Below are 12,219 nucleotides of genomic sequence, written 5' to 3' on the forward strand. Positions count from 1 at the left end.
CGGCGGGTGCTGCGGAGTCCTGGGCGGCGGAGTCGGGCGCCGCGGAGCCCGGGACGGCGGAGTCGGGCGCCGCGGAGCCCGGGACGGCGGTGGCGGGCGCGACGGTGTCCGGCGCGGACACCTCCGGCTCCTCGTCCGGGAGCGCCTCCACGTCGACCCCGCCGACCTGCGCCAGTTCGTGCTTGAGGGCGGCGAGTTCGGCACCCCCCGCCATGTGGTTGGTGAGTTCCTCGAGGGTGATGTCGGCGCGGGCGGCGCTGAGTTCCAGGGTGCCCAGGCGCAGCACGCTGAAGTGGTCGCCGACCAGGTACGCGTGGTGGGGGTTGTGGGTGATGAAGATGACGCCGAGGCCGCGTTCGCGGGCGGCGGCGACGTACTTGAGGACCACGCCGGACTGCTTGACGCCGAGGGCGGCGGTGGGCTCGTCCAGGATGAGGACGCGGGCGCCGAAGTAGACGGCGCGGGCGATGGCGACGCACTGGCGCTGGCCCCCGGAGAGCGTGCCGATGGGCTGTTCCAGGTCGTCCAGGACGATGCCCATGTTGCGCAGTTCCTCGTCGGCGGTCCGCTTCATGCGGGCGATGTCGAGGCGGCGCACGGGCCAGGGTCCCTTGGTCATCTCGGAGCCGAGGAAGAAGTTGCGCCACACCGGCATCAGCGGCACGGTGGCGAGGTCCTGGTAGACGGTGGCGATGCCCCGGGCGAGGGCGTCGCGCGGGGTGGTGAAGCGCACGGCCCCGCCGTCGACGAGGAACTCGCCCTCGGTGTGCTGGTGCAGCCCGGAGATGATCTTGATGAGGGTGGACTTGCCGGCGCCGTTGTCGCCGAGCACGCAGGTCACCCGGCCGGGATGGACCGCGAGGTCGACGCCGTGCAGGGCGCGGATGTTGCCGTAGGCCTTGCCGGCGCCGCGCAGTTGGACGATCGGCCGGTCTGCCTCGGGCACGGTGTCGGCGAGGACGGCCCCGTGGGTGCCGGCGGTCTTGCTGGTCATTTTCCGATCACCTCCGGGTCGCCGCGCGGCGGACCCACAGATTGATGAGGACGGCGCCGAGGAGCATCACGCCGAGGAAGGCCTTGAACCAGTCGGGGTTCCAGCCGGCGAAGACGATGCCCTGGTTCACCATGCCGAACATGAAGGCGCCGAAGACAGGGCCGATGGCCGAGCCGTAGCCACCGGTGAGCAGACAGCCGCCGATCACCGCCGCGGCGATGTAGATCAGCTCCTGGCCGACACCCTCGCCGGACTGCACGGTGTTGAAGGAGAACAGCTGGTGCATGCCGACGAACCAGGCGCCGAAGCCGACCAGCATGAACAGCGTGATCTTCGTGAAGGCGACGGGGACACCGACCGCGCGGGCGCTGTCCTTGTTGCCGCCGACCGCGAAGATCCAGTTGCCGTACTTGGTGCGCAGCAGCACCCACGTGGCCAGGGCGGCGAAGACGAGCCACCACACGACCGTGATCTTCACCTGGACGCCGCCCACGTCGAAGGACGAGGCGAAGAGGGCCTTGGCCTGGTCGAAGCCGTCCATGTCGCTGATGTCGTCGGTGGCAACGTTGCCGGTGACCAGTTTGGTGACCGCGAGATTGACGCCCTGGAGGATCAGGAAGGTACCGAGCGTCACCAGGAAGCTCGGCAGGCCGGTCTTCATCAGCACCCAGCCGTTGAACGCGCCGACACCGAGGGAGACGGCGAGGGCGACGATCACGCCCACCCAGACGTTCATGGTCAGCTGGTAGCTGAGCATGCTGGCGGTGAGCGCCGAGGTGATGACGGCGACACCGGCCGACAGGTCGAACTCGCCGCCGATCATCAGCAGGGCGACGGGCAGCGCCATGATGCCGATGGTGGACGACTGGTACAGGACCGTCGCCATCGAGCCGCCCTCGCGGAGCGAGGGGGCGGCGATCAGGAAGAAGACGAACACGGCGACGGCCCCGAGGAAGACCCCGACCTCGGGCCGGGCCAGCAGCCGCAGCGCCAGCGAGCGCTGCCGGGTCCGTCCGTCGGTCTGCCCCGGGCCGGGGACCGGCGGTGTGGTCACCGCCGGTTCAGCCTGTCGGGTCATGCTCATCACCGGGTGCCCTTCGCGGCGAACTCGGCGACGGCCTTCACGTTGGACTTGTCGACGAAGGCCGGGCCGGTCAGCACCGGCTGCTCACCGCCGCCGCTGTAGTTGCCGTTGTTCTTGTAGAGCCACATTCCGTCGACCGCCAGGTAGCCCTGGAGGTAGGGCTGCTGGTCGACGGCGAACTCGATGTCACCCTTCTCGATGGCGCCGGTCAGTTCCTTGTTGAGGTCGAAGGTGGCGATCTTCGCCTCGCTGCCCGTCTCGTCCACCGACTGCACGGCGGTCATGGCGAACGGGGCGCCGAGCGTGACGAGGCGGTCGATCTCGCCGTCCTGCTTGAGCTTGGCGGTGACGGTCGACTTCACCGAGGGCATGTCGGTGCCGTTGACGTAGAGGTTCTCGATGGAGCCCTCGAAGGTCTTCTTCACGCCGTCGCAGCGCTGGGTCAGGCCGACGTTGCCCTGCTCGTGGATCACGCAGACGGCCTTCTTGGCGCCGTCCTCGTTCAGCCGCTTCCCGAGCGCCTCGCCGGCCACGGTCTCGTCCTGCCCGAAGAACGACATCAGGCCGAGCTTCTTCCAGTCCGCCAGTCCGGAGTTGAGGCCGACGACGGGTATGCCGGCCTTCTCGGCCTTGCCGAGCACGCCGCGGAGGGCGTCCGGCTTGGCGAGGGTGACGGCGATGCCGTCGACCTTCTGGTCGATCGCGTTCTGCACCAGGTTGGCCTGGTTGCCCGCGTTCGGGTCGGCGGAGTAGACGAGCTTGATGTTGTCCTTGGCGGCGGCCGCTTCGGCACCCTTGCGGACGATGTCCCAGAAGGTGTCGCCGGGTGCCTGGTGGGTGACCAGGGCGACGGTCATGCGGGGGGTGTTCGCCTTGCCCGCGGAGGCGCCCGAGCCACCTTCCTCGTCGGCCTTCTTTCCCCCGGAGCCGCTGGAGCAGCCGGCGAGGGTCAGGGCCGCGGCGGCGGCGAGGGCCACGGCGGGGGCGAATCTGCGGGAGCGGGCGTGCGAAGAGCGGTCCATCTTTCCTGCACCTCACTGTGCGACTGTGCGACGGGGAAGCCGTGTGCCGAGCCGGAGAGAACGGCTGTTGCGCTGGGACCGGATACAAGTCCTTGGGACGCCCGCTGTCAATACTTTGTCAAGACATCATTTCACTCGCAGGTCCGAATGTAAGTACAAAGTATTGACACGGTCGCCTCGGAGTCATACACCTGGGAGGCGGCAGGCCCCCGCCCAGCCCGAGGAGCGTCGCACATGGCCGAGTCAGTCCCGCGTTTCGATCTGATCACGATGGGCCGCATCGGGGTCGATCTCTATCCCTTGCAGACGGGCGTACCCCTGGCGGAGGTTGAGACCTTCGGCAAGTTTCTCGGCGGTTCGGCCGCCAACGTGGCGGTCGCCGGCGCGCGTTTCGGCCGCCGCACGGCCGTCGTCACCCGCACGGGCGACGACCCGTTCGGCGGCTATCTGCACCAGGCGCTGAAGGAGTTCGGCGTCGACGACCGCTGGGTCACCCCCGTCGCCGCGTACCCGACACCCGTCACGTTCTGCGAGATCTTCCCGCCGGACGACTTCCCGCTGTACTTCTACCGCCGCCCCAAGGCCCCCGACCTCGAGATCCACCCGGAGGAGCTGGACCTCGACGCGATCCGGGCGGCCGCCATCTTCTGGATCACCGGCACCGGACTCAGCGAGGAGCCGAGCCGTACGGCGACCCTGGCCGCCCTCGCCCACCGCGCCAAGGCCGGCACCACGGTCTTCGACCTGGACTGGCGCCCGATGTTCTGGGCCGACCCCGACCAGGCCCGTCCGTACTACACCGAGGCGCTGCGGCACGCGACCGTGGCGGTCGGCAACCTCGACGAGTGCGAGATCGCCACGGGCGTACGCGAGCCGCACGCCTGCGCCGAGGCGCTCCTGGCGGCCGGTGTGGAGCTGGCCGTCGTCAAGCAGGGCCCGAAGGGCGTCCTCGCCGTGCACCGCGACGGCCGGAGCGCCGAGGTTCCGCCGGTGCCGGTCGAGGTCGTCAACGGCCTCGGCGCGGGCGACGCGTTCGGCGGCTCGCTCTGCCACGGTCTGCTCTCCGGCTGGGAGCTGGAGCGGACCATGCGGTACGCCAACGCGGCCGGCGCCCTCGTCGCCTCCCGCCTCGCCTGCTCCTCCGCGATGCCCACCGAGGCCGAGGTCGACGGCCTCCTCGCGCGAGCCACTCCCTGAACGGAGCTTCGTCTTGTCCCTCAGCATCCCCGACCTCACCGCGGTCAGAGCCCGGCATCCGGAGGCGATCGCCGAGGCGGCGGCCCGCCGGGTACGCCGCCCGCTGATCGGCGCATCCGGCCGCCTGATGATCGTGGCCGCGGACCATCCGGCGCGCGGAGCGCTCGGCGTGGGCGACCGCCGGCTCGCCATGGCCAACCGGGCCGACCTGCTGGAGCGCCTGTGCACCGCGCTGTCCCGGCCCGGCGTCGACGGGGTCCTCGCCACCGCCGACGTGCTGGAGGACCTGCTGCTGCTCGGGGCGCTGGAGAACAAGGTCGTCATGGGCTCGATGAACCGCGGCGGCCTCGCCGGCGCCGCCTTCGAGATGGACGACCGCTTCACCGGCCACCGCGCCGAGGACATCGCCCGCCTGCGTTTCGACGCGGGCAAACTGCTGCTGCGCATCGACTACGACGACCCCGGTTCGCTGGCCACCCTGGAGTCCACGGCGCGCGCGGTCGACGCCATGGCCGAGCGTGGACTTCCCGTCTTCGTGGAGCCGTTCATCTCGCGCCGCGTCGAGGGCCGGGTCCGCAACGACCTGTCCGCCGACGCGGTCACCCGGTCCGTCGCCATCGCCTCGGGCCTCGGCGGCACCTCCGCCTACACCTGGCTGAAGCTGCCCGTCACCCACGACCCGGACGACATGGGCGAGGTCCTGGAGACCTCCACACTGCCCGCCGTCCTGCTCGGCGGTGACATAGGAGGCTCCCCCGCGGACCAGGTCGCCGCCTACGAACGCTGGCGCAAGGCACTCAGGCTGCCCACCGTGCAGGGCATGGTCGTCGGCCGCTCGCTGCTCTACCCGGCCGAGGGCAGCGTGGAGCAGGCGGTGGACACGGCCGTCGGACTGCTGTGACCTACCAGGAGAGGACGACGAGATGACGTACCACCTTCCGGCGGGCAAGGCGGCGAGCGGCGCCTGCGCCGTGGACGTGACGCCCGAGAAAGCCGGCTGGAGCCACTCCGCCCTGCGCGTACTCCAACTGCCGCCCGGCGGCTCCCACACCTTCGACAGCGGCGACAGCGAGTGGATCGTCCTCCCGCTCAGCGGCGGCTGCACGGTCGCCACCGCCGACGACTTCGGCCAGGACACCTTCGAACTCACCGGCCGCGCCGACGTGTTCAGCGGCGTCAGCGACTTCGCGTACGTACCGCGCGACGCCCGCACCACGGTGACCTCCACCGGCGGTGGCCGCTTCGCCCTCACCGGCGCCCGCTGCACCCGCCGCCTGCCCAGCCGCTACGGCCCGGCGTCGTCGGTTCCGGTGGAGCTGAGGGGCACGGGGAGCTGCTCTCGGCAGGTCAACAACTTCGGTGCGGCCGGGGTGTTCGAGTGCGACAGGCTCATCGCGGTCGAGGTCATCACCCCGGGCGGCAACTGGTCCTCCTTCCCGCCGCACAAGCACGACGAGCACCGCCCCGGCGAGGAGTCGGTACTGGAGGAGATCTACTACTTCGAGTTCGCGGACCACGAGGGCACCCCCGGCCTCGGCTACCAGCGGGTCTCCCCGTCCGGCCGGGGACAGGGCACGGACGTGCTGGCCGAGGTCCGCGACGGCGACGTGGTCCTCATCCCCGACGGCTGGCACGGACCGTCGATGGCCGTCCCCGGCCACCACATGTACTACCTCAACGTCATGGCCGGCCCGGACGCGGAACGCGCCTGGCTGATCTGCGACCACCCCGACCACGCCTGGATCCGCGACACCTGGGCGGGCCGGCCCGTCGACCCCCGACTCCCCCTCTACACCGCACCGGAGAGGTCCGCATGAGCGCCGCCACCCGCCGACTGACGACCGCCCAGGCCCTGGTGCGCTTCCTGGCCGCCCAGTACACCGAACGCGACGGTGTGCGGCACCGCCTGATCGCGGGCACCTGGGGCATCTTCGGCCACGGCAACGTGGCCGGCCTCGGCCAGGCCCTCGTCGAGTACGCCGACGTCATGCCGTACCACCAGGGACGAAACGAACAGGCGATGGTGCATGCCGCCGTCGGCCACGCCCGCCAGCTGAACCGCCTGTCCGCGCAGGCGGTGACGACGTCCATCGGCCCCGGCGCCACCAACCTGGTCACCGGCGCCGCCCTCGCCACCATCAACCGTCTGCCGGTTCTGCTCCTGCCCGGCGACTACTTCGCCTCGCACGCCGCCGACCCGCTGCTCCAGCAGCTGGAGCACCCGATCGAGGCCGACGTCTCCGTCAACGACACCCTGCGCCCCGTCTCCCGCTACTTCGACCGCGTCACCCGCCCGGAGGCACTCGTCGCCTCCGCCCTCCAGGCGATGCGCGTGCTCACCGACCCGGCCGAGACCGGGGCGGTCACCCTCGCGCTGCCCCAGGACGTGCAGGCGGAGGCGTACGACTGGCCGGAGGAGTTCTTCGCCGACCGGGTCTGGCGGGTACGGCGTCCGGCGCCCGACCCGGTGGAGCTGACCGAGGCGGTCCGGGCGATCCGCGCGGCCGGGCGCCCGCTGATCGTCGCGGGCGGCGGCATCCACCACAGCGAGGCGGAAGAGGCCCTCGTGGCCCTGGTGGACGCCACCGGCATCCCGGTCGCCTCCACCCAGGCAGGCAAGGGCGCGCTGCGCCACGACCACCCGGCCGACCTCGGCGGCGTCGGCCACACCGGCACCGCCGTCGGCGACGACCTCGCCCGCACCGCGGACCTGGTGATCGGGGTCGGCACCCGCTACTCGGACTTCACCACGGCCTCCGGCACCCTCTTCCAGCACCCGGACGTCCGCTTCCTGAACCTCAACATCACCGCCTTCGACGCCCACAAGCTCGCCGCCCGCACGCTGGTCTGCGACGCCCGGACGGGGCTCACGGCGCTGACGGAGGCGCTGTCCGGCCACCGGGTGGACGCGGCGTACGAGGCCGAGTACCGGGCCGGCAAGGCACGCTGGGACGAGACGGTGGAGGCGGCCTACCGCGCCGACGACGACAGCGCCGTGCCGACCCAGACGCAGGTGCTGGGCGCGCTGGACGCGGTCGTCGGCGACGAGGACGTGGTCATCAACGCGGCCGGCTCACTCCCCGGCGACCTGCACAAGCTGTGGCGTGCCCGCTCCCCCCGCCAGTACCACCTGGAATACGGCTACTCCTGCATGGGCTACGAGATCCCGGCCGCGCTCGGCGTCCAGCAGGCCGCGCCCGGCACGCCGGTGTGGGCCCTGGTCGGCGACGGCACGTACCTGATGAACCCGACGGAGATCGTCACCGCCGTTCAGGAGAACCTGCCGGTCAAACTGGTCCTGGTCCAGAACCACGGCTACGCCTCCATCGGAGGGCTGTCCGAGTCGGTCGGCGCCGAGCGCTTCGGCACCGACTACCGCCACCGCGCCGCCGACGGCGCTTTCACCGGCGCCCCGCTCCCCGTCGACCTCGCCGCCAACGCGGCCAGTCTCGGCATGGACGTACTGCGCGCCAAGACGGTGGGGGAACTGCGCGAGGCCCTGCGGGCGGCCCGCTCGGCGGACCGTCCGACTTGCGTGTACGTGGAGACCGATCCGGCGCACCAGGCCGCTCCCCCGGCTGCGGCCTGGTGGGACGTGCCGGTGGCCGAGGTGTCCGCCCGCGAGGCCGCCACCGGCGCCCGCGCGCAGTACGAACGCGCCGTCGCCGACCGCCGCCGTCACCTCTGACGCCGGCCCGTCACCTACGCAAGGGAGGTACGTCCATGGCGAAGACCGGCGTCCCCGCACGTGCCGTGACCGCCCCCGCGCTCAGCACCCTGGACTTCGCCCTGGACCGGGGCAGTCCGGTGCCGCTGTACTACCAGCTGGCCCAGCAGTTGGAGGCGGCGATCGAACAGGGCGTCCTCGCCCCGGGGAACCTGCTGGGCAACGAGGTGGACCTCTCCGTCCGCCTCGGCCTGTCCCGGCCGACCGTCCGTCAGGCCATCCAGTCCCTGGTCGACAAGGGGCTGCTGGTCCGACGGCGCGGGGTGGGCACGCAGGTGGTGCACAGCCAGGTCAGACGCCCCCTGGAGCTGAGCAGTCTCTACGACGACCTGGAGGCGGCCGGTCAGGGACCCACCACACGGGTGGTTCGCAACGAGGGCGTGCCCGCCCCGGCCGACGTGGCGGCGGCCCTCGGCGTCGCGGAGGGCGGCGAGGTCACCGTCCTGGAGCGGCTGCGCCTCACCCACGGCCAGCCGGTGGCGCTGCTGTGCAACTACCTGCCGGTGACGCTGCTGGACCTCGACGACACCCGGCTGGAGTCGACCGGCCTGTACCGGATGATGCGCGCGTCCGGCATCACCCTGCACAGCGCCCGCCAGACCGTGGGCGCCCGCTCGGCCACCCGCGAGGAGGCGGGCCGCCTGGACGAGAAGGAGGGCGCCGCACTGCTGACCATGCAGCGCACGGCGTACGACGACACCGGGCGGCCGGTCGAGTACGGGACGCACATATACCGCGCGTCCCGGTACGCGTTCGACTTCCAGCTGCTGGTCAGGAGTTAGTGGACCGTGTCCAGTCGGGTCCGCTGCTCCGGGGTGAGGTCCAGGTCCACGGCGGCCAGGTTCGCCTCCAGTTGGGCCACCGACGAGGCTCCGGCGAGCGGGACGATCGGCAGCTCGGCGCCGATCTGCCAGGCCAGGACGACCTGGCCCACGGTGGCGCCGGTCTCCCGGGCGACGTCGCGGAGCACCGCGAGCCGGGCCGGGGTGCCCGGGTGGTCGTAGTCCGGGGGCAGCGGCTTGTCGTCGCGGTCGTAGGCACCGGCCAGGAGGGGTGAGTAGGCGACCAGGGTCAGGGCGGGCTCGGACCGCAGGTAGCCGAGCAGTTCCGGGCCGGCGTGGCCGAGGCTGCCGTCCGGGGAGAAGTCGCCGGGCACGTCGAAGCGGGGACGCAGGTGGCTGTGCTGGTACTGGAGCACCTCGTAGCCGGGCAGTGCGGCCGCGGCGGCGAGGGCGCGGGCCCTCTCCACGCGCCATATCGCCTGGTTGCTGACGCCGAGCAGTCCGACCGTGCCCTCCGTCACCAGCTCACCGAACGCCTCGACGGTCTCGCGCTGCGGCACGGTGTGGTCGTCGATGTGCGCGTACAGCAGGTCCAGCTTGTCGACGCCGAGCCGCTCCCGGCTGCGGTCCGCGGCCTCGCGGATCACCTTGGCCGACAGGCCCTCGGGGTTGTCGGTGTAGCTGGTGCCGGGGGCCAGGGGGCGGGCGCCGAGCTTGGTGGCGATGACGATCTCGTCGCCTATACCGCGGCTGCGCCGCCAGCGGCCGAGGAGTTCCTCGCTCTGGCCGCCCTGGCCGCCGTCCGTCCAGAAGGCGTAGTTGTCGGACGTGTCGATGAAGTTCCCGCCGGCCTCGACATAGCGGTCGAGGACGGCGAAGGAGGTCTTCTCGTCGGTCAGCGAGCCGAACAGCATCGCGCCGAGCGCGAGCACGCTCACCTCACGGCGGTGGGCCGGGTCGGCGCCGAGAGTGCGGTACTTCATGGTGTTCCTCCCCTTCGTACCCGGTCGTCCGGGCACGAGAGGGAGTCTTCAGTTTGAAGTGCACTTCAAGTCAAGCGGCTTCGGCGTCAGCCCTTTCCGGCAGCGCGGGCGAAGGGGCCCTCCAGCGCCGCCCACTGCAGCAGCATGATGGTCTTCGCGTCGGCGATCTCGCCGGTTCGGATCATCTCCAGGGCCCGGCGGAAGGGCAGTTCGAGGGTCTCGATGTCCTCGCCCTCCTCGTCCAGGCCGCCGCCCTCGTGGGTGCGGGTCGCGGGGCCGTAGGCGGCGGCGTAGAAGCTGACGCGTTCGGTGACCGAGCCTGGGCTCATGTAGACGTCGAAGACGTGCCGGACCTCTCCGACGGTGTGCCCGGTCTCCTCGACGACCTCGCGCCGCACGGCGACCTCGGGGTGCTCGTCCTCGTCGTCGAGCAGTCCGCCGGGGGTCTCGATCAGCATGCCGTCGGGGTGGCCGTTGACGTAGACGGGGAGGCGGAACTGGCGGGTGAGCAGCACGGTTTCGCGTTCCGTGTCGTAGAGCAGGACGGTGGCGCCGTTGCCGCGGTCGTGGGTCTCGCGCTCCTGGGTGCTCCAGGTGCCGTCGGCTCGCCGGAAGTCGAAGGTCGTGGTGCGTTCGACGTACCAGTGGCTGGAGAGGAGCCGTACGTCCCGGACCCTGACCCGGGGGTTGCCGGTCAGGTCCCGGCCGGCCCGGTCGAGTCCGGTGCGGCCCCGGCGGTCCGGGGTGTCGATGCCGGCGGTCATCGGCGGCCGTCCGGGCTCGGAGGCTTCGGCGGCATGGGGTGGGGCGAGTTGGTCATGCCCGCTTCTATCACCTGGTCGGGCCGCGCACGAAGTGGTTCTCGGGTACGAAGCCGAAGCCGCCGGCGGTGAGCGGCTTCTCCTCCTGCGCGCCCTGGGGGCCCTGCGCGGGGAGCCGGCCGGCTCCCCGCGGACCGCCCCAACGCCCGGCGAGGCTGCCCGTATGCTCGGAGCCGGAGGAACCCGAGGAGACATGACGGAAACCGTACAGAACCTGCCCCTGCTGCTGGCCGGGGCCAAGCGCTGGCTCGACGACGCGCTGACGGCGAGCATGCGGGCGGCCGGTGAACAGCCGCTGAGCAGCGCCCAGGGGCAGATCTTCGCACTCCTGGACGCGGAGGGCACCACGGTCGCCGAGCTCGCCCGCCGCCTCGGCGTCACCCGTCAGACCGCCCACCAGGCCGTGCACGGGCTGCTCGCCCTGGGTCTGCTGGAACAGGTGCCGGACCCCTCCTCGGCACGCAACCGCCTGATCCGCATCACCGCGGAGGGCACCCGCGTCCACCGGCGCGCCCAGGCGACCCTCGACGTCATCGAGGGCGTCCTGGCCGACCGCATCGGCGTCGCGCAGGCCACGGCGCTGCGGACCGCGCTGACCCTGCCGCGCGGCGAGCCGCCGGTCGTGGAGGCCCCGTGAACAGGCGACGGCACAAGAAACTGTCCCGGCGTCTCGTCGACGCGGCGCTGGTCGGTGACATCGCGCTGGTGAGAGCGGTACCGCGAGCCGGAGCGCCGGCCGAGACGGCCGACGCGGCGGGCACCACACCGCTGTACCAGGCTTCCGTGAACGGCGCCGCCGACATGGTCCGCGTGCTGCTGGCGGCCGGCGCCTCGCCCGACACGGAGAGCGGGACCGGCTCGGAGGGCACGCCGCTGTGCGGGGCCGCCTGCTGGGGACACACCGAGGCCGTACGCGCACTCCTCGAACACGGCGCCGACCCGAACCTCCGGGAGGAGCACGGCACGGGCCGGGCACCGCTCGACCGGGCGTCGGAGGGGCCGTATCCGGAGACGGTGGACCTGCTCGTCACGGCGGGGGCACGCCCGCGCTCGTGACCCACGGCGCGGTCGTGACCACGGCGGGGAAGGGCGGCACAGCAAAGGGCCTCCACGGATTCTCGCCCGTGAAGGCCCCTCACACCGTCGGGACGACAGGATTTGAACCTGCGACCCCTTGACCCCCAGTCAAGTGCGCTACCAAGCTGCGCCACGTCCCGGTCCGCTCACACGCGGCGAACCGCGTGATCACGCGGACAGAACTTTACCTCACACCCCGCACCACGCCTAAGCGGGCACGGGCGGGACAATCGGTCCCATGGACAGCCCTGCCGACAGCCCCATGGACAGCACGGCCTCGAACCGGCCGGCGGACGCGCGGGACCGCGACGACGAGGGCCGGGCGCGCAACGCCCGGCCCCGGGACGGCCTCGGCCGCCCATTGCCGTACGGCGCGGACGGCGTCCCCCGCCAGCCGGAAGGCGTCGTACGGGCCCCCGAGGAGACGGTCGCCGAGGCGCAGCGGCTGCTGGACGCGGGGCGGCCGTTCCACGCGCACGAGGTGTTCGAGGACGCCTGGAAGTCGGGCCCCGAGGAGGAGCGGGAGCTGTGG

The 12,219-nt window shown here is 71.9% G+C and carries 13 protein-coding genes and 1 tRNA gene; 8 read left to right on the forward strand and 6 right to left on the reverse strand.

Annotated features, from left to right (window positions below; genetic code table 11):
• The 3 genes from EBH09_RS04850 to EBH09_RS04860 form a co-directional block, all read right to left on the reverse strand.
• On the reverse strand, nt 1–994 hold a 994-nt coding region (locus EBH09_RS04850), incomplete at its 3' end, for an ATP-binding cassette domain-containing protein (protein ID WP_238697185.1).
• Nucleotides 995–1,001: 7 nt separating this feature from the next.
• On the reverse strand, nt 1,002–2,078 hold the full coding sequence (locus EBH09_RS04855) for an ABC transporter permease (RefSeq protein ID WP_193776109.1): 1,077 nt from the start codon (nt 2,076–2,078) through the stop codon (nt 1,002–1,004).
• Nucleotides 2,078–3,100, reverse strand: a complete 1,023-nt coding sequence (locus tag EBH09_RS04860; protein ID WP_121745728.1) for a sugar ABC transporter substrate-binding protein — start codon at nt 3,098–3,100, stop codon at nt 2,078–2,080. The genes EBH09_RS04855 and EBH09_RS04860 overlap by 1 nt, the downstream gene beginning before the upstream one ends.
• A 234-nt stretch (nt 3,101–3,334) precedes the next feature.
• Here EBH09_RS04860 and iolC point away from each other — a divergent pair, with 234 nt between their 5' ends.
• The 5 genes from iolC to EBH09_RS04885 are packed head-to-tail and all read left to right on the forward strand — an operon-like array spanning nt 3,335 to nt 8,806.
• A complete protein-coding gene (gene iolC, locus EBH09_RS04865; RefSeq protein ID WP_121745729.1) occupies nt 3,335–4,297 on the forward strand; it encodes a 5-dehydro-2-deoxygluconokinase in 963 nt (320 codons plus the stop codon).
• A gap of 13 nt (nt 4,298–4,310) precedes the next feature.
• Nucleotides 4,311–5,198: a deoxyribose-phosphate aldolase gene (locus EBH09_RS04870; protein WP_121745730.1), complete on the forward strand. Its 888-nt coding sequence runs from the start codon at nt 4,311–4,313 to the stop codon at nt 5,196–5,198.
• Nucleotides 5,199–5,220: 22 nt separating this feature from the next.
• On the forward strand, nt 5,221–6,114 hold the full coding sequence (gene iolB, locus EBH09_RS04875; RefSeq protein WP_121745731.1) for a 5-deoxy-glucuronate isomerase: 894 nt from the start codon (nt 5,221–5,223) through the stop codon (nt 6,112–6,114).
• Nucleotides 6,111–7,985 (forward strand): 3D-(3,5/4)-trihydroxycyclohexane-1,2-dione acylhydrolase (decyclizing), encoded by a 1,875-nt coding sequence (gene iolD / locus EBH09_RS04880; RefSeq protein WP_121745732.1) that lies wholly within the window; start codon nt 6,111–6,113, stop codon nt 7,983–7,985. The genes iolB and iolD overlap by 4 nt, the downstream gene beginning before the upstream one ends.
• A 35-nt stretch (nt 7,986–8,020) precedes the next feature.
• Nucleotides 8,021–8,806 carry a GntR family transcriptional regulator gene (locus tag EBH09_RS04885; RefSeq protein WP_121745733.1) on the forward strand — a complete coding sequence of 262 codons (786 nt, stop codon included), beginning with the start codon at nt 8,021–8,023 and terminating at the stop codon, nt 8,804–8,806.
• On the opposite strand, the gene EBH09_RS04890 is transcribed toward EBH09_RS04885, so the two are convergent.
• Nucleotides 8,803–9,789: an aldo/keto reductase gene (locus EBH09_RS04890; protein ID WP_121745734.1), complete on the reverse strand. Its 987-nt coding sequence runs from the start codon at nt 9,787–9,789 to the stop codon at nt 8,803–8,805. The genes EBH09_RS04885 and EBH09_RS04890 overlap by 4 nt on opposite strands.
• A gap of 86 nt (nt 9,790–9,875) precedes the next feature.
• Nucleotides 9,876–10,553, reverse strand: coding sequence for an NUDIX domain-containing protein (locus tag EBH09_RS04895; protein ID WP_121745735.1), 678 nt, complete (start codon nt 10,551–10,553; stop codon nt 9,876–9,878).
• Nucleotides 10,554–10,803: 250 nt separating this feature from the next.
• Between EBH09_RS04895 and EBH09_RS04900 the strand changes: the two genes are divergently transcribed.
• Together EBH09_RS04900 and EBH09_RS04905 are read left to right on the forward strand one after the other, a co-directional pair.
• Entirely contained in the window at nt 10,804–11,247 is a 444-nt protein-coding gene (locus EBH09_RS04900) for a MarR family winged helix-turn-helix transcriptional regulator (RefSeq protein ID WP_121745736.1), read from the forward strand.
• Entirely contained in the window at nt 11,244–11,666 is a 423-nt protein-coding gene (locus tag EBH09_RS04905; protein ID WP_121745737.1) for an ankyrin repeat domain-containing protein, read from the forward strand. The genes EBH09_RS04900 and EBH09_RS04905 overlap by 4 nt, the downstream gene beginning before the upstream one ends.
• Before the next feature lie 87 nt (nt 11,667–11,753).
• On the opposite strand, the gene EBH09_RS04910 is transcribed toward EBH09_RS04905, so the two are convergent.
• Nucleotides 11,754–11,827: transfer RNA gene (locus tag EBH09_RS04910), tRNA-Pro, on the reverse strand.
• Between the two features lie 98 nt (nt 11,828–11,925).
• On the opposite strand from EBH09_RS04910, the gene EBH09_RS04915 reads away from it, so the two are divergent.
• A partial coding sequence (locus EBH09_RS04915) for a DUF309 domain-containing protein (RefSeq protein WP_153182609.1) occupies nt 11,926–12,219 on the forward strand: 294 nt, incomplete at its 3' end.

The organism is Streptomyces sp. E2N166, from assembly GCF_003671715.1.
Taxonomy (GTDB): Bacteria; Actinomycetota; Actinomycetes; order Streptomycetales; family Streptomycetaceae; genus Streptomyces; species Streptomyces thinghirensis.

Excerpts from the sequence above, each read along its gene's own strand:
- iolC (WP_121745729.1), top strand. The coding sequence starts at position 3,335 with ATGGCCGAGTCAGTCCCGCGTTTCGATCTGATCACGATGGGCCGCATC.
- EBH09_RS04885 (WP_121745733.1), top strand. The coding sequence starts at position 8,021 with ATGGCGAAGACCGGCGTCCCCGCACGTGCCGTGACCGCCCCCGCGCTC.
- iolB (WP_121745731.1), top strand. The coding sequence starts at position 5,221 with ATGACGTACCACCTTCCGGCGGGCAAGGCGGCGAGCGGCGCCTGCGCC.
- iolD (WP_121745732.1), top strand. The coding sequence starts at position 6,111 with ATGAGCGCCGCCACCCGCCGACTGACGACCGCCCAGGCCCTGGTGCGC.
- EBH09_RS04855 (WP_193776109.1), bottom strand. The coding sequence starts at position 2,078 with ATGAGCATGACCCGACAGGCTGAACCGGCGGTGACCACACCGCCGGTC.
- EBH09_RS04900 (WP_121745736.1), top strand. The coding sequence starts at position 10,804 with ATGACGGAAACCGTACAGAACCTGCCCCTGCTGCTGGCCGGGGCCAAG.
- EBH09_RS04890 (WP_121745734.1), bottom strand. The coding sequence starts at position 9,789 with ATGAAGTACCGCACTCTCGGCGCCGACCCGGCCCACCGCCGTGAGGTG.
- EBH09_RS04895 (WP_121745735.1), bottom strand. The coding sequence starts at position 10,553 with ATGACCGCCGGCATCGACACCCCGGACCGCCGGGGCCGCACCGGACTC.
- EBH09_RS04860 (WP_121745728.1), bottom strand. The coding sequence starts at position 3,100 with ATGGACCGCTCTTCGCACGCCCGCTCCCGCAGATTCGCCCCCGCCGTG.